This window comes from Streptomyces sp. NPDC054813, assembly GCF_053611365.1.
The window spans coordinates 178,295-199,275 of the sequence record NZ_JBSHAF010000005.1; the positions used below are offsets into that span (position 1 = coordinate 178,295).

Consider the following 20,981-nt stretch of genomic DNA (forward strand, 5'->3'; position numbering starts at 1 on the left):
TCTCCAACCACAACAGCGACCTCACCCGCGCGCACTCCGGGTCCCGCCTGGTGGACCCCCGGGCCTCAACCCGCGAACGCGGGGGCACCTGCCCGGGGCCGCCGCTTTTCGCTACGCGGGTGTCAGACGTTGAACCCGAGCGCCCTCAGCTGCTCCCGGCCGTCGTCGGTGATCTTGTCCGGGCCCCACGGGGGCATCCAGACCCAGTTGATGCGCAGTTCGTTGACGAGGCCGTCCGTGGCGGACTTGGCCTGGTCCTCGATGACGTCCGTCAGCGGGCAGGCCGCCGAGGTCAGGGTCATGTCGATCGTCGCGATGTTCGCGTCGTCGATGTGAATGCCGTAGATCAGGCCGAGGTTGACGACGTCGATGCCCAGCTCGGGGTCGACGACGTCGTACAGCGCCTCGCGGAGTTCTTCCTCCGAGGCCGGCTTCATCTCAACGGTCTCGCTCATGCCGTCTTCCTTTCGGCGTCGGCCGCGCCACCCAGCGCCTGAGCCGTCGCGTCCTTCCACGCCATCCAGCTCAGGAGAGCGCACTTGACCCGGGCCGGGTACTTGGAGACACCGGCGAACGCGACCGCGTCCTCCAGCACCTCCTCCATCGCGTCGTCGGGTTCGAGCCTGCCCTTGGACTGCATCAGCTCCAGGAAGGTCTCCTGGATCTGCCGCGCGTCGCCCAGCTCCTTGCCGACCAGGAGGTCGTTCAGTACGGAGGCGCTCGCCTGGCTGATCGAGCAGCCCTGGCCCTCGTACGAGACGTCCTCGATCGTCGTGCCGTCGTACTTCACTCGGAGGGTGATCTCGTCGCCGCACGTCGGGTTCACATGGTGCACCTCGGCGTCGCCATCCCTGAGACCACGCCCATGGGGGTGCTTGTAGTGGTCCAGGATGACTTCCTGGTACATGGAGTCCAGCTTCACGGTCTCAGTTCACGCCCTTCAGCCGAAGAAGTTCCGTACGTGCTCCAGCCCCTCGACCAGTGCGTCGATCTCGGCCGGCGTGGAGTACAGATAGAACGACGCTCGCGTGGTCGCAGGAATTCCGTACCGCAGGCAGACCGGACGGGCGCAGTGGTGGCCGACCCGGACCGCGATGCCCTGCTCGTCGAGGACCTGACCCACGTCGTGCGGGTGGATGTCCCCGAGGGTGAAGGAGATCGCGGCGCCCCGGTCCTCGGCCGTGGTGGGGCCGATGATCTTCAGGTCGGGGACCTCAGTGAGCCGCCGTACCGCGTACTCGGTCAGCGCGTGCTCATGGGCGAGGATCTTGTCCATGCCGATGGAGTTCAGGTAGTCGATCGCCGCGCCGAGGCCGACCGCCTGGGCGATCGGGGGGGTGCCCGCCTCGAACTTGTGGGGCGCCGGGGCGTAGGTCGAGGAGTGCATCGACACGGTCTCGATCATCTCGCCGCCGCCCAGGAAGGGGGGCAGATCCTCCAGGAGCTCCTGGCGGCCCCAGAGGACGCCGATGCCCGTCGGGCCGCACATCTTGTGGCCGGTGAAGGCCACGAAGTCGGCCTGGAGGGCCTGGACGTCGAGGGGCATGTGAGGTGCGGCCTGCGAGGCGTCGATGCAGACCAGCGCGCCGACCTCCTGGGCGCGACGGACTATCGCCTCGACCGGGTTGACCGTGCCCAGGATGTTCGACACCAGCACGAAGGAGACGATCTTCGTCTTCTCGGTGATGATCTCGTTGATGTTGGACAGGTCGAGGCGGCCGTCGTCGGTGAGGCCGAACCACTTCAGCTTCGCGCCCGTGCGCTGCGCCAGCAGCTGCCACGGCACGATGTTGGAGTGGTGCTCCATCTCCGTGATGACGATCTCGGTCTCGTGGTCCACGCGGTAGGGCTCGTCGGCCCAGCCGAGCATGTTCGCCACGAGGTTCAGCGACTCGGAGGCGTTCTTGGTGAAGATCACCTCGTCGCGGCTGGGCGCGTTGATGAACTCGGCGACCTTGTCGCGCGCGCCCTCGTACAGCGCCGTGGCCTCCTCGGCGAGCACATGCACACCGCGGTGGACGTTGGCGTTGTAGCGCTCGTAGTACTCACTGAGTGCGTCCAGCACCTGGCGCGGCTTCTGCGAGGTCGCCGCATTGTCCAGGTACACGAGCTTCCGGTCGTCGTGGACCAGGCGGTCCAGGATGGGGAAGTCCTTGCGGATCGCCTCGGTGTCGAGGAGGCCCGGCAGCTGCGTCACGCGGATACGCCACCCTTCGTGTAAGCCTCGTAGCCCTCGTTCTCCAGCTTGTCGGCGAGCTCGGCACCGCCGGACTCGACGATGCGTCCGGCGGAGAAGACGTGGACGAAGTCGGGCTTGATGTAGCGCAGAATGCGCGTGTAGTGCGTGATGAGCAGGGTGCCCACCTCGCCGGTCTCACGGACGCGGTTGACGCCCTCGGAGACGACGCGCAGGGCGTCGACGTCCAGGCCGGAGTCGGTCTCGTCGAGGATCGCGATCTTCGGCTTGAGAAGCTCCAGCTGAAGGATCTCGTGGCGCTTCTTCTCACCGCCGGAGAAGCCCTCGTTCACGTTGCGCTCGGCGAAGGCGGGGTCCATGGAAAGGCGCTCCATGGTCTCCTTGACCTCCTTCACCCAGGTGCGCAGCTTGGGGGCCTCGCCGCGGACGGCGGTGGCGGAGGTGCGCAGGAAGTTGGAGACCGAGACGCCGGGCACCTCGACCGGGTACTGCATCGCCAGGAACAGGCCGGCGCGGGCGCGCTCGTCGACGGACATCTCCAGGACGTCCTCGCCGTCGAGGGTGACGGTGCCGCCGGTGATCGTGTACTTCGGGTGACCCGCGAGCGAGTAGGCGAGGGTCGACTTGCCGGAGCCGTTGGGGCCCATGATGGCGTGCGTCTCGCCCTGCTTCACGGTGAGGTCGACGCCCTTGAGGATCTCCTTCGTGGCGTTGTCGGCCTCGACGGTGACGTGCAGGTCTCGGATTTCAAGCGTTGCCATGGGTGCCTCAGGACTCCTGGGTGAGGGAGACGAGCACGTCGTCCCCTTCGATCTTTACGGGGTAAACGGGGACGGGGCGGGTGGCCGGGAGGCCGGACGGCTTGCCGGTGCGCAGGTCGAAGCTGGAGCCGTGCAGCCAGCACTCGATCTGGCAGTCCTCCACCTCGCCCTCGGAGAGCGAGACGTTGGCGTGGGAGCAGATGTCGTAGATCGCGAACACCTCTCCCTCGGTGCGGACGACCGATACCGGCGTGCCGTCGAGCTCCACCCGCTTCGGGGTGTCGTCCTCCAGCTCGCTCAGGCCGCAAGCGCGTACGAAGGTGGTCATGCGACCGAGGCCTCCAGCTCCTCCTCGATCTTGGCGAGCAGCCGCTCCTCGATGTCGGCGACACCGATCTGCTGGACCAGCTCGGCGAAGAAGCCGCGGACCACCAGTCGGCGGGCCTCGTACTCCGGGATGCCACGGGCCATCAGGTAGAAGAGCTGCTCGTCGTCGAAGCGGCCGGTGGCGGAGGCGTGGCCGGCGCCGACGATCTCGCCGGTCTCGATCTCCAGGTTCGGCACCGAGTCGACCCGCGCGCCGTCCGTGAGGACCAGGTTGCGGTTCATCTCGTAGGTGTCGGTGCCCTCGGCCTTGGCCTCGATGAGGACGTCGCCGATCCAGACCGCGTGCGCCTGCTCGCCCTGGAGCGCGCCCTTGTAGGCCACGTTCGACTTGCAGTGCGGGGTGTTGTGGTCGACGAGCAGCCGGTGCTCCTGGTGCTGCCCGGCGTCCGTGAAGTACAGGCCGTACAGCTCGGCCTCGCCGCCGGTGCCGGCGAAGGAGACACGCGGGTGCAGTCGTACGACGTCGCCGCCGAAGGTGACGACGACCGACTTGAAGGAGGCGTCCCGGCCGATCAGCGCGTTGTGCTGGGCCACGTGCACGGCCTTGTCGTCCCAGTCCTGGACGGAGACGACGGTGAGCTTGGCGCCGTCGCCCAGGACGTACTCGACGTTGGCGGCGGTGACCACGTCGCCGGTGTGGTCGATGACGACGACGGCCTCGGCGAAGGCGCCCAGCTCGATGATCTGGTGGCCGTAGGAGACCCCGCCCTGGCCGTGCACGGCGATCCGGATCGGCTCGGTGAGCACCGTCTCCTTGGGGACGGTGACCACGCCGGCCTGCTCGAAGGCGGAGTACGCCTGGGCGGCGACCCGGTCCACCGGGGTGCCGGCCCGGCCGAGCCGGGGGTCGTCGCGGCCGACCAGTTCGACGATGACGCCCTCGGGGGCCTCCACCGCGACCTTCAGGCCGTCGCCGGTGGCGACCGCCGTGCCGTCGTGCAGCCCGCGCAGGCGCTCCAGCGGGGTGAACCGCCACTCCTCCTCGCGGCCGTGCGGGACCGGGAAGTCCGCGACGTCGAAGGACGGGGGCGCGCTCATGCGCGTGGCGACGGTCGACTCGGCGGCCACCGCGATCTGGCCCGCGGTGGTCGACCCCACGGGGATGTTCTGAGCCTCAGCCATGGCTGTCGGTCTGCTCGCTTTCTTACGTGAGTGGCTTGACGGTGACCGGCGGTCGCTTAGCCGACCGCGCCTTCCATCTGGAGCTCGATCAGCCGGTTGAGCTCGAGGGCGTACTCCATCGGCAGTTCCTTGGCGATCGGCTCGACGAAGCCGCGCACGATCATCGCCATCGCCTCGAACTCGGAGAGACCGCGGCTCATCAGGTAGAAGAGCTGGTCCTCGGAGACCTTGGAGACGGTCGCCTCGTGGCCCATGGACACGTCGTCCTCGCGGACGTCGACGTACGGGTACGTGTCGGAGCGGGAGATGGTGTCGACGAGCAGCGCGTCGCACAGCACGTTCGACTTGGAGCCGTGGGCGCCCTCGCCGATCTCGACGAGACCGCGGTAGGACGTACGACCGCCGCCGCGCGCCACCGACTTGGAGACGATGTTGGAGGAGGTGTTCGGCGCCATGTGGACCATCTTGGAGCCGGCGTCCTGGTGCTGGCCCTCGCCCGCGAAGGCGATGGAGAGGGTCTCGCCCTTGGCGTGCTCGCCCATCAGGTAGACGGCCGGGTACTTCATCGTCACCTTGGAGCCGATGTTGCCGTCGATCCACTCCATGGTCGCGCCCTCGTAGGCGACGGCGCGCTTGGTGACCAGGTTGTAGACGTTGTTCGACCAGTTCTGGATGGTCGTGTAGCGGCAGCGGGCGTTCTTCTTGACGATGATCTCGACGACCGCGGAGTGCAGCGAGTCCGACTTGTAGATCGGGGCGGTGCAGCCCTCGACGTAGTGCACGTAGGCACCCTCGTCGACGATGATCAGGGTCCGCTCGAACTGGCCCATGTTCTCGGTGTTGATCCGGAAGTAGGCCTGGAGCGGGATCTCGACGTGCACGCCCTTCGGCACGTAGATGAAGGAGCCGCCCGACCACACGGCGGTGTTCAGGGAGGCGAACTTGTTGTCACCGACCGGGATGACGGTCCCGAAGTACTCCTTGAAGAGCTCCGGGTGCTCCTTCAGCGCGGTGTCGGTGTCGAGGAAGATGACGCCCTGCTCCTCCAGGTCCTCGCGGATCTGGTGGTAGACGACCTCGGACTCGTACTGGGCGGCGACACCGGCGACCAGGCGCTGCTTCTCCGCCTCCGGGATGCCCAGCTTGTCGTAGGTGTTCTTGATGTCCTCGGGCAGGTCCTCCCAGGACTCCGCCTGCTTCTCCGTGGAGCGCACGAAGTACTTGATGTTGTCGAAGTCGATCCCCGACAGGTCGGAACCCCAGTTCGGCATCGGCTTCTTCTCGAAGAGGCGCAGGCCCTTGAGGCGGAGCTTGGTCATCCACTCGGGCTCGGACTTCTTCGCGGAGATGTCCCGGACGACGTCCTCGTTGATGCCGCGCTTGGCGGAGGCGCCGGCCGTGTCGGAGTCGGCCCAGCCGTATTCGTACTTGCCCAGACCCTCGAGTTCGGGGTGGGCAGTCTCCGTGGGGAGAGTCATGCGGGGTTCCTCCCGGCCGTGCTAGCAGATGCGTCAGTGGAAATCTTGGGGATGAACGTCGTGCAGACGCCGTCGCCGTGCGCGATGGTCGCCAGTCGCTGGACGTGCGTGCCGAGCAGCTCGGCGAAGATCTCCGTCTCCGCCTCGCACAGCTGCGGGAACTGCTCCGCGACATGGGCGACCGGGCAGTGGTGCTGGCACAGCTGTTCGCCGACCGGTGCGCTGCGCGCCGTTGCAGCGTACCCGTCATGGCTCAGGGCCTTGGCCAGCGCTTCCGTGCGGTCGTCGGGGCTCACTGCCTCGATCGCCTTGCGGTAGGCGCTCGCCTGTGCGGCGATCCGGGCCCGCGCGAAGGCGGCGACCGCCTCCTGGCCGCCCCCCTGCTCGGCGATCCAGCGCAGCGCGTCGGCGGCGAGGGTGTCGTAGGACTGGTCGAAGGCGTCTCGGCCGCAGTCGGTGAGGGCGAAGACCTTGGCGGGCCGGCCGCGCGTCCGCGCGCCGTACACCCGCTGCTCGCGCGGCTCCACGACGTCGTCGGCGACCAGGGCGTCCAGGTGCCGGCGTACGGCCGCGGGGGTCAGGCCCAGGCGGCCGGCCAGCTCGGTGACGGTCGAGGGGCCGTGGTCCAGGATCGACCGCGCGACCCGGTTGCGCGTCGAACGCTCACCGGTCGCGAGTTCCTCCTGCGGGGTCCCCGTGGGGGTCTCCCGAGCCTCGCCGACGTTTTTCACAACGCCATTGTTGCGTAATTCCTCAGAGGCAGGCAAGCGGCGTCCAGCCCGGCGAACGGTGCCCTGCGTCACTTAGGCATACCTAATCTGACCTGCACAAACGATCTTTGATCGATCATCCCTCAGGCAATCCGGTGGCGGTCGGCGGCCCCGTCCGCAACACTCCACAACCATGCCCACACCCCCTCCGACCGGCCCTCTTGTCACTCGGGACACCCTCGCGAAGCAGCTTCGGCTGCTCGGTGTCAAGACTGGCGAAACCCTCCTCGCGCACACCTCGCTCAGTTCCCTCGGCTGGGTCAACGGCGGAGCCGTGGCGGTCGTGAAAAGTCTTCTCGACGCGCTCGGTCCGGACGGCACCCTGGTGGTCCCCACCCAGACCGGCGACCTCTCGGACCCGGCGGTGTGGCGCGACCCTCCGGTACCGGAGGAGTGGTGGGCGGACATCCGGGCGACCATGCCGTCGTACGACCCCCGGATCACCCCCGCGCGCGGCGTCGGCGTGATCCCGGAGACCGTGCGGACCTGGCCGGGCGCCCTGCGCAGCGCGCACCCGCAGACCTCCTTCGCGGCCGTCGGTCCCCGGGCGGCCGCGATCGTCGACGGCCACGCCCCCGACTGCCGGCTCGGCGAGCAGAGCCCGCTGGCCCGCCTGGAGAAGCTGGACGCGCGCGTGCTGATGCTCGGCACCGGCTATGCCACCTGCACCGGCTTCCACCTGGCCGAATACCGCATACCGTCGCCCCGTGTCGCGGTCGGCCGGCCCGCCCGGGGCGGCGGCTGGGAGGTGGTGACCGAGGTGTCGATCACCTCCGACCGCTTCGACGAACTGGGCTACGACTTCGAACGCGACCGGCCCGTCGTCGCGCGCGGACCGGTCGGCGCGGCCGAGGCCCGGCTCTTTCCCGTGCGTGAGGCGGTGGCCTACGCCGAGCGATGGCTGGCCGTACATCGACCCCGTGAGGAGGAGATCTAGCACCCGGCCGTCCGGGTGACGGCAGCCGTACTTAGACTCTGTCACCATGCGAAGTGAGCCCGTGGTCCAGGTGCGGAACCTGGTGAAGCGGTACGGCACGAAATCCGCCGTGGACGGCCTCGACCTGGTGGCCCGCCCGGGTGTGACCGCCGTACTCGGCCCCAACGGAGCGGGCAAGACGACGACGATCGAGACCTGCGAGGGGTACCGCAGGCCGGACTCCGGCTCGGTGCGCGTCCTGGGCCTCGATCCCGTACGTCAGTCCGCCGAGCTGCGCCCCAGAGTGGGCGTGATGCTCCAGTCCGGCGGGGTCTACTCGGGTGCCCACGCGGACGAGATGCTGCGACACGTGGCGAAGCTGCACGCGCATCCGCTGGACGTGGACGCGCTGATCGAGCGGCTGGGCCTGGGCGGTTGCGGCCGTACGTCCTACCGCCGGCTCTCCGGCGGCCAGCAGCAGCGGCTGGCGCTGGCCATGGCCGTCGTGGGCCGTCCGGAACTGGTCTTCCTCGACGAGCCGACCGCCGGACTCGACCCGCAGGCCCGCCGGGCCACCTGGGACCTGGTGCGGGACCTGCGCACCGACGGCGTTTCGGTCATCCTCACCACCCACTACATGGAGGAGGCCGAGCAGCTCGCCGACGACGTCGCCGTCATCGACGCCGGCCGGGTGATCGCCCAGGGCTCCCCCGAGGAGCTGTGCAAGGGCGGCGCCGAGAACACCCTGCGGTTCACCGGCCGCCCCGGCCTCGACGTCGGCTCGCTGCTCAAGGCGCTCCCGGCCGACTCCGCGGCCGCCGAGCTGACGCCGGGTTCCTACCGGGTCATGGGCAAGGTCAATCCACAGCTGCTGGCGACGGTGACCTCGTGGTGCGCCCAGCACGGGGTGATGCCCGACCGCATCTCGGTCGAACGCCACACGCTGGAGGACGTCTTCCTGGAGCTGACCGGCAAGGAGCTGCGCTCATGACCACCGCGACGGGCACCTACACCCCCCAGCCGGGTGCCGCCCCGCTGCCTCGCATGATCGCCGCGCAGGCGGCCCTGGAGACCAGGATGCTGCTGCGCAACGGCGAGCAGCTGCTGCTGACGGTCGTGATCCCGACGCTGCTGCTGGTCCTGTTCAGCTCGGTGGACGTCGTGGACACGGGCACCGGAAAGTCGGTCGACTTCCTGGCCCCGGGCATCCTCGCCCTCGCCGTCATGTCCACGGCCTTCACGGGCCAGGCGATCGCGACCGGATTCGAGCGCCGGTACGGCGTCCTGAAGCGGCTCGCCTCCTCCCCGCTGCCCCGCTGGGGCCTGATGACGGCGAAGACGGCCTCGGTCCTGGTCACCGAGATCCTCCAGGTGGTCCTGCTGACGGTGATCGCCCTCGCGCTCGGCTGGTCCCCGCACGGCAACCCGCTGACCGTCCTGCTCCTGCTGGTCCTGGGCACGGCCGCGTTCTCCGGCCTCGGCCTGCTGATGGCGGGCACCCTCAAGGCGGAGGCGACGCTGGCGGCCGCCAACCTGGTGTTCCTGCTGCTCCTCGTGGGCGGCGGGGTCATCGTCCCGCTGGACAAGTTCGGCGGGGCCCAGCAGGTACTCGGCCTGCTGCCCATCTCGGCCCTCTCGGACGGCCTGCGGGACGTGCTCCGGCACGGCGCCGGAATGCCGTGGGGCGACCTGGGGATCCTTGCGGTGTGGGCGGTGCTGGGGCTGGGGGCGGCGGGGCGGTTCTTCCGCTGGGAATGACGTGCGAATGACGCGGTCCGGTCTTGCGCGGCCCATCTGCTCCCGGTCCTACGACGCCGGGCACCCCTACCGGGCCAAGACCCTCTCCCGCCTCGGCGCCGTCCTCGTCACCACAGGCGGGACCGTCACCTGCTCGGCAGCGCGTCGCAGCCGGCGGTCGCGCCCGGCGGGGCACCCACGTGAATTCATGCACAAGCGGCGCCCTACGATGGTGGGCGTGCCAAAGCTGACCCCCGCCGACGCCGTAGCGGCCGTGCGCAACCCGCTCGCCTTCATCGCCGACCGCTGGACCCCGGATCCCCGGACCGTCCGGCGCGCGGCCCTCGCCGCACTCGTGATGTCGGTGGTCATCGTGGTCACCGGCGGCGCGGTCCGGCTCACCGGTTCCGGCCTCGGCTGCCCGACCTGGCCCGAGTGCACCGCCGGCTCGCTGACCCCGACGACCGCGCTGAGCTACCACAGCGCCATCGAGTTCACGAACCGCATGCTGACCTACGTGCTGTGCGCGGCCGTCGGCTGGGCGATCATCGCCGCCCGGTCCGAGAAGCCGTACCGGCGCAGCCTGACCCGGCTGGGCTGGGCGCAGTTCTGGATCGTGATGAGCAACGCGATCCTCGGCGGTGTCGTGGTGCTGGTCGGCCTCAACCCGTACACCGTCGCCGCGCACTTCCTGCTGGCGACCGCCCTCATCACGGTCGCCGTCCTGATGTGGCAGCGCACCCGCGAGGGCGACGGCGAGCCGCGCCCGCTGGTCGGCAAGGCCGTACAGCAGCTGGTGTGGGCCCTGCTGACGGTGTCGCTGCTGCTCATCGCGGTGGGCACGGTGGTGACCGGCGCCGGACCGCATCCGGGCGACTCGGGCGAGGTGGAGCGCATCGACGTCAGCTGGGAGGGCGTCGCCGAGCTGCACGCGGTGCTGGCCTGGATCGTGGTGTCGCTGACCTTCGCGCTCTGGTTCTTCCTGCGGGGCGTCAACGCGCCGCAGGGTCCGCGCGACCGCACCCGTGACCTCTTCCTGATCCTGCTCAGCCAGGGCGTGATCGGTTACGTCCAGTACTTCACGCACCTGCCCACGGTCCTGGTGGGCCTCCACATGTTCGGCTCCTGCCTGGTGTGGATCGGCGTGTTGCGCGTCCTGCTCTCCCTGCGGGAACGCGCCGAGGTGACGGCCGAGGTGCCCGCTCAGTCGTACGACGCCGTGAGCGCCTCGATCGCCGGGCCCAAGTAGTCCCGGGTCAGCCGGGCCCGGCGCGCCGTCCACTCCTCGGTGGGCGGGGCGGGGTCGTCGTAACGGCGGCTGCGGATGTCCTCGACGACCTCGACGGGCGCCCCGAGGCCGGGCAGCAGGTCCAGCGCCTCGCGTTTGGAGATCAGGCGGCCTTCGCGCGCGGTGACCGTGGCCCGGGCGAACGTGGTCATCCCGACGTCGACCCAAACGTCCCGCGTCCACAGCGGGGCCTTGCCGACTGCGGGCCGCCAGTAGTCCCGCAGTTCGCGGACGACGAAGTCGCCGAGTTCCCGGTCCGTCACCGGCGGCAGCAGCCCGGCGGGCGCCTTCCCGTGCAGCACCCGCCCGAAGGCGTGCAGCTCACGCCGGGTCACCGGACTGACCGGCCGTTTGAAGAACTGCTCGTACGCCCAGGTCAGATGGCGCCGGGCGGGATCGGCCGCGGTCGACGGGGTCAGATAGGTGCAGTGCAGGACGGTGGCGAGGGGCAGCGCGCGCAGCCGGGCGTGCGCCACGCCGACCTTCCATACGACGGCCGGGGTCACCGGCCCCGGCAGCACCGCGATCAGGTCCAGGTCGCTGCGGCCCTCCTGGTAGTCACCGGCGGCGAGCGAGCCGTGCGCCCAGACGGCGACCGGGGCCAGCGCCGACAGTTCACCGACGAATCGGGTCAGTAACGTCTCGGTGTCCATGCGCCCAGTCTGTACAGGTCACCCCAGCCCGTACACGCGTTTCGCGTTCCCCGCCGCGATCAGCCTGGCCACGCGCTGCGCGTCGCCCAGCGACCAGGCGTCCTCGGCGACCCAGCCGCCGAGGACCCGGGCGAGGGACTCGCGGAAGAGGCGGGCGCCGACGACATGCAGTTCGGGCAGGCCGTGGGCGCCGCTGGAGAAGAGGATCTTGCCGAAGGGGGCCAGTTCCAGGATCTCGGCGAGGATCGTCGCGGCCCTGGCGCCGGTGCGCACCAGGGCCGCGCCCGAGTCGGCGTACACGTGCGGGAAGACGCCGGCCAGGTGGGCGGCGTGGCGGTGGTAGGGGTAGCCGTGCAGCAGGACCAGGTCGGTGCCCAGGCCCGCGGTGGCCCGGACGAAGTCGGTCAGCAGGACCGGGTCGGTACGGTCGATCCGGGCGCCGGGCTCGCCGAGGCCCGCGTGCAGTTGGAGCGGGAGACCGGAGGCCACGGCGATCCACAGCAGGTGCCGCAGGAGAACCGGGTCGCTCAGCTCGCCGCCGACCCGGCGGGCGGCCAGCCAGCGGCCCGCGGCGCCTCGCACCTCACCGGGTCCGGGCGGCTCGGGGGCCAGGGCGAGGCCGTGCCGCAGTCCGGCGACGGAGGTGAAGGCGACCGCGTTCGCCGCCGCGCCGTGCACCGACTCGGCGAGGTTGGCGAGGAAGGATTCGACGGTGCCGGAGGTGTCGGCGACCTGTTCGGCCAGGAGCTCCAGGCGGACGATCTCCCGGGCCTCGGCGGCCCCGGTGGAAGCCATCTCGGCGATGCCGGTGAGGTCGCCGGGGAGGCCGGTGTCGACCAGGTAGGTGGTGATGCCGCTGCCGCGCAGCAGCCGGCGGCCCGCCTCCAGGACGCCGAGTTCGCGGCGCCGGGCCAGGTAGCGGGCCGGCGGGCAGTGGGGTTCCAGGCCGAGGAGCGGGGGGCACCAGCGCCGTACCGCGAAACCGGTCTGGGTGTCGAAGAGGGTGGTGCCGGGAGCCGGGGGGCCTTCGGTGCGGGCGAGCTGGGCCTCGAAGGTGCCCAGGCCGAGCTCCGTACGCAGCACTCCGTGGCAGTACTGGTCCACCAGGGACGGCGTTTCGATCATCCGGGCTCCCCCGTGGACGGCTGCATACCGTCTTAACGGGTGAACCGGGACGGAGGTCGCGGTTCAGCTCGGGGGTACGGGTTGTTCGGCGGCCACCGCTCGTGGGTGGTTGCTCGCGCCGTTCCCCGTGCCCCTGAAAACAGCTGATCAGCCGCCGATCTGGATGCCCGCCATGCGCTTCCACTCGTACGGGCCCGTCCGGACCTTCGCCGCGAACTCGCCGTCGAAGGACTCGTGGACGGTGATGCCCGCCTTCTCCACCGCCTGCTGGGCGATCTCGGTGCTCGGGGCCACCAGGTCGCCCCAGCCGCCGTCCTCACCCACGAGGACGATCCGCGCGCCGCGTTCGCCGATGTGGGCCACCTGGCCCTCGGCGCCGCCGTGGGCCTTGGCGAAGGTGCTGATCTGCCTGGCGAGGCGCGCGACCTTGCGCTCGGCCTTCTGGTCAACCTGCTGCGTGTCTGCCATGAACAGGATGCTACTCACGAGTAGATCGACTGGCGAGGGCAGGGCGGTGTGATGTGGGCCCGCGCGGGGTCAGTGCAGGAAGGGGTCCACGGCCACCGCCACGAACAGCAGCGACACATAGGTGATGGACCAGTGGAACAGGCGCATCTCCTTGAGCTTCCCGCCTGTCACCTCGGCCTTCGCGCGGTTCTGCAGCCCGTGCGCCTCCCAGAGCCACCAGCCGCCCGCCACCAGGGCGACCAGCGTGTAGAACCAGCCGGTATAGCCGAGAGGGGTCAGGAGCAGGGAGACCGCGACCATCACCCAGCTGTAGACGACGATCTGCTTGGCGACCACCTTGTTGGAGGCGACGACCGGCAGCATCGGCACGCCCACGCGCGCGTAGTCGTCCTTCACCTTCATGGACAGCGGCCAGTAGTGCGGCGGCGTCCAGAAGAACATGACGAGGAAGAGGATGATCGGCGCCCACGACATCGAGTCCGTGACGGCCGACCAGCCGATCAGCACCGGCAGACAGCCGGCGATGCCGCCCCACACGATGTTCTGCGAGGTACGGCGTTTGAGGATCATCGTGTAGACGACGACGTAGAAGAGGAGCGCTCCGAGTGACAGCCAGGCGCTCAGCCAGTTGACGGTGAAACCGAACAACAGGGTGGAGACGACCGCCAGGGTGATGCCGAAGGCGAGGCACTCGCGCGGGCTGACCATGCCGGTCACCAGCGGGCGCTGCGAGGTGCGGTCCATCAGCGCGTCGATGTCCCGGTCGATGTACATGTTCAGCGCGTTGGCGCCGCCAGCCGAGAGGTACCCGCCGACGCAGGTGAGCAGCACCAGCGTCAGATCGGGCACGCCCTGCTGGGCCAGGAACATCACCGGAACGGTGGTGATGAGCAACAGCTCGATGATCCGTGGCTTGGTCAGCGCCACGAAAGCTTTGACACGGGCCCCGAACGGCCGGTGGCTCGGGCTCTCGCTCGCACCGAGCACCCCCGCTGGACGGGATTCGACGGCCGTCACGCACACCCCTGACAGAGACATCCCAGCAAGCCTCCCCGTGTGAAGTCCCGGTAAAGGCTCGCGCGTACCACGCCACTTTAGACGTTGCCCATACCCCGACCTTCGCGGGGGTGGGGTCGTGTTGGCGGGCGTCTCGGGAGAGCCGGCAGAGGGCTCGGTTGAGCAGTCAGATGAGCGGCTCCGTATTCATGTGCCGAATGCCTTCCCGGCCAGTCGGGAGGCGGATCCCCGCAAGGCCCGGCAGTCTGGAAACACTCGAAAAAACGCACGTCCTTACGGGGGTAGGCTCGACAGCGGCCGGTGGGCACCCAGTACACCGGCAGCCGGTGCGGGCGTGTGCCCGTGGACCGGTAACCGAACATGTGGAGAGGAGCCCTGACCCAGGGTGAGCACCAAGCCGACCACCACAGACCTCGACTGGACCGAGTTGGACCAGCGGGCCGTCGACACCGCCCGCGTCCTGGCCGCCGACGCCGTACAGAAGGTCGGCAACGGCCATCCGGGTACGGCGATGAGCCTGGCGCCGGCCGCGTACACCCTCTTCCAGAAGGTGATGCGGCACGATCCGTCCGACCCCGACTGGGTGGGCCGCGACCGTTTCGTGCTGTCCGCCGGTCACTCGTCGCTGACCCTCTACACGCAGCTCTACCTGGCCGGCTTCGGCCTGGAGCTGGAAGACCTGGAGTCCTTCCGGACCTGGGGCTCGAAGACCCCGGGCCACCCGGAATACGGCCACACCAAGGGCGTGGAGACCACCACGGGACCGCTCGGCCAGGGTGTCGCCAACGCGGTCGGCATGGCCATGGCCGCCCGCTACGAGCGCGGCCTGTTCGACCCGGACGCGCCGCAGGGCGAGTCCCCCTTCGACCACTACATCTACTGCATCGCCGGTGACGGCTGCCTCCAGGAGGGCATCTCCGCCGAGGCGTCCTCGATGGCCGGTCACCAGAAGCTCGGCAACCTGGTCCTGCTGTGGGACGACAACCACATCTCGATCGAGGGCGACACCGAGACGGCCGTCTCCGAGGACACCGTCAAGCGGTTCGAGGCGTACGGCTGGCATGTGCAGCGCATCGCCCCGAAGCCGGACGGCGACCTGGACCCGCACGCCATCTACAACGCGATCGAGGCCGCGAAGAAGGTGACGGACAAGCCGTCCTTCATCGCGATGCGCTCGATCATCGCCTGGCCCGCCCCGCACGCGCAGAACACCGAGGCCGCGCACGGCTCGGCGCTCGGCGAGGACGAGGTCGCGGCCACCAAGCGGGTCCTCGGCTTCGACCCGGAGAAGAGCTTCGACGTCGCCGAGGAGGTCATCGCCCACACCCGCCAGGCGGGCGAGCGCGGTGCCGCGGCGAAGGCCGAGTGGGAGAAGTCGTTCCAGCTGTGGCGTGACAGCAACGCCGAGCGGGCCGCCGACTTCGACCGCATCGCCGCCGGCGAGCTGCCCAAGGGCTGGGAGGAGAAGATCCCGGTCTTCGAGCCCGGCAAGGGCGTCGCGACCCGCGCGGCCTCCGGCAAGGTGCTCCAGGCGCTCGGTGCCGTGATCCCGGAGCTGTGGGGCGGTTCCGCCGACCTCGCCGGGTCGAACAACACGACCATCGACAAGGACAGCTCGTTCCTGCCGGCGGACAACCCGCTGCCGGGTGCGGACCCCTACGGCCGCACCATCCACTTCGGTATCCGCGAGCACTCCATGGCCGCGGAGATGAACGGCATCACCCTGCACGGCAACACCCGTGTCTACGGCGGTACGTTCCTCGTCTTCTCCGACTACATGCGCAACTCCGTGCGGCTGTCGGCGCTGATGCACCTGCCGGTGACGTACGTGTGGACCCACGATTCCATCGGTCTCGGCGAGGACGGCCCGACGCACCAGCCGGTCGAGCACCTCGCCTCGCTGCGCGCCATCCCCGGTCTGAACGTGGTCCGTCCGGCGGACGCCAACGAGACCGCGATCGCCTGGCGCGAGATCCTCAGGCGCTACACCAAGGTCTTCGGCAAGGGCGCTCCGCACGGCCTGGCGCTGACCCGCCAGGGCGTGCCGGTGTACGAGTCCAACGAGGACACGGTCAAGGGCGGGTACGTCCTCTTCGAGGCGTCGAACGGCACCCCCGAGGTCATCCTCATCGCCACCGGCTCCGAGGTGCACGTCGCCGTCGAGGCGCGCGAGCAGCTGGAGGCCGACGGCGTGCCCACCCGGGTCGTCTCCATGCCCTGCGTGGAGTGGTTCGAGGAGCAGGACCAGGGGTACCGGGACAGCGTCCTGCCGCCGTCCGTCAGGGCGCGGGTGTCGGTCGAGGCGGGTATCGGCCTCACGTGGCACAAGTACGTCGGGGACGCCGGCCGCATCGTTTCCCTGGAGCACTTCGGTGCTTCCGCCGACGGCAAGGTGCTCTTCCGCGAGTTCGGCTTCACTGCCGAGAATGTGGCCGCCAAGGCCCGGGAATCCATCGCCGCCGCCCAGCGCTGACGCTCACATACGACACGTAGGAGATGTAATCCCATGACAGACGCACTCAAGCGCCTCTCCGAGGAAGGCGTCGCGATCTGGCTGGACGACCTGTCGCGCAAGCGGATCACGTCCGGCAACCTCGCCGAGCTGATCGACCAGCAGCACGTCGTGGGCGTCACCACCAACCCGACGATCTTCCAGAAGGCGATCTCTTCGGGCGACGGCTACCAGCAGCAGGTCTCGGACCTCGCTGCCCGCAAGGTGACCGTCGAAGAGGCCATCCGCATGATCACCACGGCGGACGTCCGCGACGCCACCGACATCCTGCGCCCGGTGTTCGACGCGACCGGCGGCCAGGACGGCCGCGTGTCGATCGAGGTCGACCCGCGCCTGGCGCACAACACCAAGGCGACCGTCGCCGAGGCCAAGCAGCTGGCCTGGCTGGTGGACCGCCCCAACACGCTCATCAAGATCCCGGCCACCAAGGCGGGTCTGCCGGCGATCACCGAGGTCATCGGCCTCGGCATCAGCGTCAACGTCACGCTGATCTTCTCGCTGGAGCGCTACCGCGAGGTCATGGACGCCTACCTCTCCGGCCTGGAGAAGGCCAAGGAGCGCGGCCTGGACCTCTCGCTCATCCGTTCGGTGGCGTCGTTCTTCGTGTCCCGTGTGGACACCGAGATCGACAGGCGCCTGAACGACCTGGGCACCGACGAGGCCAAGGCGCTGCGCGGCAAGGCCGCCGTCGCCAACGCCCGGCTCGCCTACCAGGCGTACGAGGAGGTCTTCTCGACCCCCCGCTGGAGCGCGCTGGAGAGCGCGGGCGCCAACAAGCAGCGTCCGCTGTGGGCGTCGACCGGTGTGAAGGACCCGGCGTACAAGGACACCATGTACGTCGACGACCTGGTCGCGCCGAACACGGTGAACACCATGCCGGAGGCCACCCTCTTCGCGGTCGAGGACCACGGCGACATCACCGGCGACACGATCACCGGCACCTACGAGCAGGCCCGCGCCGACCTCGACGCCGTCGAGCGGCTGGGCATCTCGTACGACGACGTGGTCCAGGTTCTGGAGGACGAGGGCGTCGAGAAGTTCGAGGCCTCCTGGAACGACCTGCTCAAGTCGACCCAGGCGGAGCTGGAGCGCCTGGCCCCCTCGGAGGGCTAAATTGTCGAGCAGCAACCCGCTGCGTGACCCCGCAGACCGACGGCTCCCGCGTATCGCGGGACCGTCGGGTCTGGTCATCTTCGGCGTCACGGGCGACCTCTCCCGCAAGAAGCTCATGCCCGCGGTCTACGACCTCGCCAACCGGGGTCTGCTGCCGCCGGGCTTCTCCCTGGTCGGCTTCGCCCGCCGCGAGTGGGCCAACGAGGACTTCGCCGCCGAGGTCCACGACGCCGTCAAGGCACATGCCCGCACCCCGTTCCGCGAGGAGGTCTGGCAGCAGCTCATCCAGGGGATGCGCTTCGTCCAGGGCACCTTCGACGACGACGACGCCTTCGAGCGGCTCCGCTCCACCATCGAGGAGCTGGACAAGGCACAGGGCACCGGCGGCAACTTCGCCTTCTACCTGTCCGTCCCGCCGCGCTCCTTCCCTGTCGTCATCCAGCAGCTGAAGAAGCACGGCCTGGCGGACCAGAGCGGCGGCTCCTGGCGGCGCGCGGTCATCGAGAAGCCCTTCGGCCACGACCTGAAGTCGGCCGAGGCGCTCAACAAGGTCGTGCACGAGGTGTTCGAACCGGACCAGGTGTTCCGGATCGACCACTACCTCGGCAAGGAGACCGTCCAGAACATCCTTGCGCTGCGCTTCGCCAACACCATGTTCGAGCCGATCTGGAACCGGTCCTTCGTGGACCACGTGCAGATCACCATGGCCGAGGACATCGGTATCGGCGGCCGCGCCGGCTACTACGACGGCATCGGCGCCGCCCGTGACGTCATCCAGAACCACCTGCTCCAGCTGATGGCCCTGACCGCGATGGAGGAGCCCGCCTCCTTCGACGCGGACGCGCTGGCCGCCGAGAAGGAGAAGGTGCTCGGCGCGGTACGGCTGCCGGACGACCTGGGCAAGCACACCGTGCGCGGCCAGTACGCGGCCGGCTGGCAGGGCGGCGAGAAGGTCACCGGCTACCTCCAAGAGGACGGCATCGACGGCAAGTCGAAGACCGACACCTACGCCGCGATCAAGGTGGAGGTCGACAACCGCCGCTGGGCGGGCGTCCCCTTCTACCTGCGCACCGGCAAGCGTCTGGGCCGCCGCGTCACCGAGATCGCGGTGGTCTTCCAGCGGGCCCCGCACTCCCCCTTCGACCACACGGCGACGGAGGAGCTGGGCCAGAACGCGATCGTCATCCGCGTCCAGCCCGACGAGGGCATCACGGTCCGCTTCGGCTCCAAGGTTCCGGGCACCTCGATGGAGATCCGGGACGTGTCGATGGACTTCGCCTACGGCGAGTCGTTCACCGAGTCCTCGCCGGAGGCGTACGAGCGGCTGATCCTGGACGTGCTGCTCGGCGACGCCAACCTCTTCCCGCGCACGGAGGAGGTCGAGCTGTCCTGGAAGATCCTCGACCCGATCGAGGACTACTGGGACCAGCACGGCAGGCCCGCCCAGTACCCGTCGGGCACCTGGGGTCCCGCCGAGGCCGACGAGATGCTCGCACGAGACGGACGGAGCTGGCGCCGGCCATGAAGATAGACCTCACGGACACCACGGCCGGCAAGGTCAACAAGGCGCTGGTACAGGGCCGCCGGGCCATCGGCACGCCCGCCGTCGGCATGGTGCTCACCCTCGTCATCGTCACCGACGAGGAGAACGCGTACGACGCCCTGAAGGCCGCCGGCGACGCCTCGCACGAGCACCCCTCGCGCACGCTGGTCGTCATCAAGCGCGTCTCCCGCTCCCCCCGCGACCGTACGGCGTCCCGCCTGGACGCCGAGGTCCGGGTGGGCGCGGACGCGGGCTCCGGCGAGACGGTGCTGCTGCGGCTGTACGGCGAGGTCGCCGACCACGCCGACTCGGTCGTGCTTCCGCTGCTGCTGCCGGACGCGCCGGTCGTCGTCTGGTGGCCGGTCAACGCCCCGCTCGACCCGGCGAAGGACCCGCTGGGCGCCCTCGCCCAGCGCCGGGTCACCGACACCTACTCCTCCGAGCAGCCGGTACGGGAGCTGTCCGCCCGCGCGGACGCCTACACCCCCGGCGACACGGACCTGTCCTGGACCCGGATCACGCCCTGGCGCTCGATGCTGGCGGCGGCTCTGGACCAGGTGGTCTGCGAGGTCAAGGCCGTCGAGGTGGAGGGCGAGGAGTTCAACCCGAGCTGTGAGCTGCTGGCGATGTGGCTCGCGGACCGGCTGGACGTCCCCGTCAAGCGCTCCCTCTCGTCGGGCCCCGGCCTGACGGCGGTCCGTCTCGACACCAGCCAGGGGGCGATCGCGCTCGACCGCGCGGACGGCTCCCTCGCCACCCTGTCCATCGACGGCCAGCCGGACCGGGCGGTGGCGCTGAAGCGGCGGGAGACGGCCGAGCTGATCGCGGAGGAACTGCGGCGGCTCGACCCGGACGACACCTACGCGTCGGCGCTGAGGTTCGGTGTGGAGCGGCTGAACGTGTCGGCCTCGCCGGCCGCGGAACCGGAGGCTCCGGCCGCTCAGGCGCCAGAGGCGCCGGCCGCTCCGGCTCCGGAGGCGCCTGCCAAAGGAGAACCGGCCGCCGAAGCCGCTGCCCCGGAAGCTGCTGCGCCCGAAGCGGCGGCGAAGGAACCGCTGAAGAAGAGGGTGAAGTCGCCATGAGCACCCCCCAGCTGGTCGTGCACCATGACAAGGAGCTGATGGCGCAGGCCGCCGCGGCCCGCCTGATCACGAAGATCGTGGACGCCCAGGCCTCCCGGGGCGAGGCATCCGTGGTCCTCACGGGCGGCCGCAACGGCAACGGCCTGCTCGCGGCCCTCGCGGCGGCACCGGCGCGGGACGCCATCGACTGGAGCCGGATCGACCTGTGGTGGGGCGACGAACGCTTCCTGCCCGAGGGCGACCCGGAGCGCAATGACACCCAGGCCCGCGAGGCCCTGCTCGACCAGGTCCCGGTGGACCCGAAGCGCGTGCACGCCATGCCCGCGTCGGACGGTCCCTGGGGCGCGGACGTGGAGGCGGCCGCCGAGTCCTACGCGGCGGAGCTGGCCCGCGCGGCCGGCCCGGAGAACCATGGCTCGGTGCCGACATTCGACGTCCTGATGCTGGGCGTCGGCCCGGACACCCACGTGGCCTCGCTCTTCCCGGAGCTGCCCGCGGTCCGGGAGACGGAGCGCACGGTGGTGGGCGTCCACGGCTCCCCGAAGCCGCCGCCGACCCGGGTCTCCCTCACCCTCCCCGCCATCCGCTCGGCCCGCGAGGTCTGGCTGCTGGCGGCGGGCGAGGACAAGGCCGAGGCCGTCGCCATCGCCCTCTCGGGCGCGGGCGAGATCCAGGCCCCGGCCGCGGGCGCCCGCGGCCGCCAGCGCACCCTCTGGCTCCTGGACGCGGCGGCGGCGGCCCAGCTACCCCGCTCGCTGTACCCACCGGCTTCGCCGTGACGAAGCCCTGAAGGAACCCGCGAAAGACCCGTA

21 protein-coding genes are annotated in these 20,981 nt (G+C 69.9%); 9 read left to right on the forward strand and 12 right to left on the reverse strand.

Annotation, left to right across the window (positions count from 1 at the left end; all coding sequences use genetic code 11):
* Positions 1 to 122: 122 nt before the first annotated feature.
* The 8 genes from ACWGJB_RS11730 to ACWGJB_RS11765 are packed head-to-tail and all read right to left on the reverse strand — an operon-like array spanning position 123 to position 6,676.
* Positions 123 to 455, reverse strand: coding sequence for a metal-sulfur cluster assembly factor (locus tag ACWGJB_RS11730; RefSeq protein ID WP_037743875.1), 333 nt, complete (start codon positions 453 to 455; stop codon positions 123 to 125).
* Entirely contained in the window at positions 452 to 922 is a 471-nt protein-coding gene (gene sufU / locus ACWGJB_RS11735; RefSeq protein ID WP_360481778.1) for a Fe-S cluster assembly sulfur transfer protein SufU, read from the reverse strand. The genes ACWGJB_RS11730 and sufU overlap by 4 nt, the downstream gene beginning before the upstream one ends.
* Positions 923 to 940: 18 nt before the next feature.
* Entirely contained in the window at positions 941 to 2,197 is a 1,257-nt protein-coding gene (locus ACWGJB_RS11740; RefSeq protein WP_365799009.1) for a cysteine desulfurase, read from the reverse strand.
* The gene (gene sufC / locus ACWGJB_RS11745; protein WP_453380025.1) at positions 2,194 to 2,958 is read right to left on the reverse strand and encodes a Fe-S cluster assembly ATPase SufC; all 765 of its coding nucleotides are present in this window, start codon (positions 2,956 to 2,958) and stop codon (positions 2,194 to 2,196) included. The genes ACWGJB_RS11740 and sufC overlap by 4 nt, the downstream gene beginning before the upstream one ends.
* Positions 2,959 to 2,965: 7 nt before the next feature.
* Positions 2,966 to 3,286, reverse strand: coding sequence for a non-heme iron oxygenase ferredoxin subunit (locus ACWGJB_RS11750; RefSeq protein ID WP_360481787.1), 321 nt, complete (start codon positions 3,284 to 3,286; stop codon positions 2,966 to 2,968).
* Entirely contained in the window at positions 3,283 to 4,467 is a 1,185-nt protein-coding gene (gene sufD, locus ACWGJB_RS11755) for a Fe-S cluster assembly protein SufD (protein WP_453380026.1), read from the reverse strand. Before sufD ends, ACWGJB_RS11750 begins: the two co-directional genes overlap by 4 nt.
* A 56-nt stretch (positions 4,468 to 4,523) precedes the next feature.
* Positions 4,524 to 5,945: a Fe-S cluster assembly protein SufB gene (gene sufB / locus ACWGJB_RS11760; protein ID WP_359175812.1), complete on the reverse strand. Its 1,422-nt coding sequence runs from the start codon at positions 5,943 to 5,945 to the stop codon at positions 4,524 to 4,526.
* Positions 5,942 to 6,676, reverse strand: a complete 735-nt coding sequence (locus ACWGJB_RS11765; protein ID WP_453380027.1) for a helix-turn-helix transcriptional regulator — start codon at positions 6,674 to 6,676, stop codon at positions 5,942 to 5,944. Before ACWGJB_RS11765 ends, sufB begins: the two co-directional genes overlap by 4 nt.
* A 172-nt stretch (positions 6,677 to 6,848) precedes the next feature.
* On the opposite strand from ACWGJB_RS11765, the gene ACWGJB_RS11770 reads away from it, so the two are divergent.
* The 4 genes from ACWGJB_RS11770 (at position 6,849) to ACWGJB_RS11785 (ending at position 10,617) form a co-directional block, all read left to right on the forward strand.
* Positions 6,849 to 7,652, forward strand: a complete 804-nt coding sequence (locus tag ACWGJB_RS11770) for an aminoglycoside N(3)-acetyltransferase (RefSeq protein ID WP_453380028.1) — start codon at positions 6,849 to 6,851, stop codon at positions 7,650 to 7,652.
* A 46-nt stretch (positions 7,653 to 7,698) separates the two neighbouring features.
* On the forward strand, positions 7,699 to 8,622 hold the full coding sequence (locus ACWGJB_RS11775; RefSeq protein ID WP_453380029.1) for an ABC transporter ATP-binding protein: 924 nt from the start codon (positions 7,699 to 7,701) through the stop codon (positions 8,620 to 8,622).
* Positions 8,619 to 9,389 carry an ABC transporter permease gene (locus tag ACWGJB_RS11780; protein ID WP_453380030.1) on the forward strand — a complete coding sequence of 257 codons (771 nt, stop codon included), beginning with the start codon at positions 8,619 to 8,621 and terminating at the stop codon, positions 9,387 to 9,389. The genes ACWGJB_RS11775 and ACWGJB_RS11780 overlap by 4 nt, the downstream gene beginning before the upstream one ends.
* Before the next feature lie 208 nt (positions 9,390 to 9,597).
* Positions 9,598 to 10,617, forward strand: a complete 1,020-nt coding sequence (locus ACWGJB_RS11785) for a COX15/CtaA family protein (RefSeq protein ID WP_453380031.1) — start codon at positions 9,598 to 9,600, stop codon at positions 10,615 to 10,617.
* Here ACWGJB_RS11785 and ACWGJB_RS11790 read toward each other — a convergent pair.
* The 4 genes from ACWGJB_RS11790 to ACWGJB_RS11805 form a co-directional block, all read right to left on the reverse strand.
* Entirely contained in the window at positions 10,572 to 11,309 is a 738-nt protein-coding gene (locus ACWGJB_RS11790; protein ID WP_453380032.1) for a nucleotidyltransferase domain-containing protein, read from the reverse strand. The two genes, ACWGJB_RS11785 and ACWGJB_RS11790, sit on opposite strands and share 46 nt — an antisense overlap.
* A gap of 18 nt (positions 11,310 to 11,327) precedes the next feature.
* The gene (locus ACWGJB_RS11795) at positions 11,328 to 12,434 is read right to left on the reverse strand and encodes an amidohydrolase family protein (RefSeq protein ID WP_453380033.1); all 1,107 of its coding nucleotides are present in this window, start codon (positions 12,432 to 12,434) and stop codon (positions 11,328 to 11,330) included.
* A 147-nt stretch (positions 12,435 to 12,581) separates the two neighbouring features.
* On the reverse strand, positions 12,582 to 12,902 hold the full coding sequence (locus ACWGJB_RS11800; RefSeq protein ID WP_453380034.1) for a hypothetical protein: 321 nt from the start codon (positions 12,900 to 12,902) through the stop codon (positions 12,582 to 12,584).
* Positions 12,903 to 12,971: 69 nt separating this feature from the next.
* Positions 12,972 to 13,925 carry a heme o synthase gene (locus tag ACWGJB_RS11805; protein ID WP_453380275.1) on the reverse strand — a complete coding sequence of 318 codons (954 nt, stop codon included), beginning with the start codon at positions 13,923 to 13,925 and terminating at the stop codon, positions 12,972 to 12,974.
* Between the two features lie 379 nt (positions 13,926 to 14,304).
* On the opposite strand from ACWGJB_RS11805, the gene tkt reads away from it, so the two are divergent.
* The 5 genes from tkt to pgl are packed head-to-tail and all read left to right on the forward strand — an operon-like array spanning position 14,305 to position 20,948.
* Positions 14,305 to 16,392, forward strand: a complete 2,088-nt coding sequence (gene tkt / locus ACWGJB_RS11810) for a transketolase (RefSeq protein WP_453380035.1) — start codon at positions 14,305 to 14,307, stop codon at positions 16,390 to 16,392.
* A 33-nt stretch (positions 16,393 to 16,425) separates the two neighbouring features.
* The gene (tal, locus tag ACWGJB_RS11815; RefSeq protein WP_453380036.1) at positions 16,426 to 17,544 is read left to right on the forward strand and encodes a transaldolase; all 1,119 of its coding nucleotides are present in this window, start codon (positions 16,426 to 16,428) and stop codon (positions 17,542 to 17,544) included.
* 1 nt (position 17,545) lies between these two features.
* Complete coding sequence (zwf, locus tag ACWGJB_RS11820; protein ID WP_453380037.1) at positions 17,546 to 19,069, forward strand: glucose-6-phosphate dehydrogenase; 1,524 nt, start codon at positions 17,546 to 17,548, stop codon at positions 19,067 to 19,069.
* Positions 19,066 to 20,169, forward strand: coding sequence for a glucose-6-phosphate dehydrogenase assembly protein OpcA (gene opcA, locus ACWGJB_RS11825; RefSeq protein ID WP_453380038.1), 1,104 nt, complete (start codon positions 19,066 to 19,068; stop codon positions 20,167 to 20,169). Before zwf ends, opcA begins: the two co-directional genes overlap by 4 nt.
* On the forward strand, positions 20,166 to 20,948 hold the full coding sequence (gene pgl, locus ACWGJB_RS11830) for a 6-phosphogluconolactonase (protein WP_453380039.1): 783 nt from the start codon (positions 20,166 to 20,168) through the stop codon (positions 20,946 to 20,948). Before opcA ends, pgl begins: the two co-directional genes overlap by 4 nt.
* Positions 20,949 to 20,981 lie beyond the last annotated feature (33 nt).

Excerpts from the sequence above, each read along its gene's own strand:
- opcA (WP_453380038.1), top strand. The coding sequence starts at position 19,066 with ATGAAGATAGACCTCACGGACACCACGGCCGGCAAGGTCAACAAGGCG.
- ACWGJB_RS11750 (WP_360481787.1), bottom strand. The coding sequence starts at position 3,286 with ATGACCACCTTCGTACGCGCTTGCGGCCTGAGCGAGCTGGAGGACGAC.
- ACWGJB_RS11800 (WP_453380034.1), bottom strand. The coding sequence starts at position 12,902 with ATGGCAGACACGCAGCAGGTTGACCAGAAGGCCGAGCGCAAGGTCGCG.
- sufD (WP_453380026.1), bottom strand. The coding sequence starts at position 4,467 with ATGGCTGAGGCTCAGAACATCCCCGTGGGGTCGACCACCGCGGGCCAG.
- ACWGJB_RS11730 (WP_037743875.1), bottom strand. The coding sequence starts at position 455 with ATGAGCGAGACCGTTGAGATGAAGCCGGCCTCGGAGGAAGAACTCCGC.
- ACWGJB_RS11790 (WP_453380032.1), bottom strand. The coding sequence starts at position 11,309 with ATGGACACCGAGACGTTACTGACCCGATTCGTCGGTGAACTGTCGGCG.
- pgl (WP_453380039.1), top strand. The coding sequence starts at position 20,166 with ATGAGCACCCCCCAGCTGGTCGTGCACCATGACAAGGAGCTGATGGCG.
- ACWGJB_RS11795 (WP_453380033.1), bottom strand. The coding sequence starts at position 12,434 with ATGATCGAAACGCCGTCCCTGGTGGACCAGTACTGCCACGGAGTGCTG.
- ACWGJB_RS11775 (WP_453380029.1), top strand. The coding sequence starts at position 7,699 with ATGCGAAGTGAGCCCGTGGTCCAGGTGCGGAACCTGGTGAAGCGGTAC.
- ACWGJB_RS11785 (WP_453380031.1), top strand. The coding sequence starts at position 9,598 with ATGGTGGGCGTGCCAAAGCTGACCCCCGCCGACGCCGTAGCGGCCGTG.
- ACWGJB_RS11780 (WP_453380030.1), top strand. The coding sequence starts at position 8,619 with ATGACCACCGCGACGGGCACCTACACCCCCCAGCCGGGTGCCGCCCCG.
- sufC (WP_453380025.1), bottom strand. The coding sequence starts at position 2,958 with ATGGCAACGCTTGAAATCCGAGACCTGCACGTCACCGTCGAGGCCGAC.
- sufB (WP_359175812.1), bottom strand. The coding sequence starts at position 5,945 with ATGACTCTCCCCACGGAGACTGCCCACCCCGAACTCGAGGGTCTGGGC.
- ACWGJB_RS11770 (WP_453380028.1), top strand. The coding sequence starts at position 6,849 with ATGCCCACACCCCCTCCGACCGGCCCTCTTGTCACTCGGGACACCCTC.
- tal (WP_453380036.1), top strand. The coding sequence starts at position 16,426 with ATGACAGACGCACTCAAGCGCCTCTCCGAGGAAGGCGTCGCGATCTGG.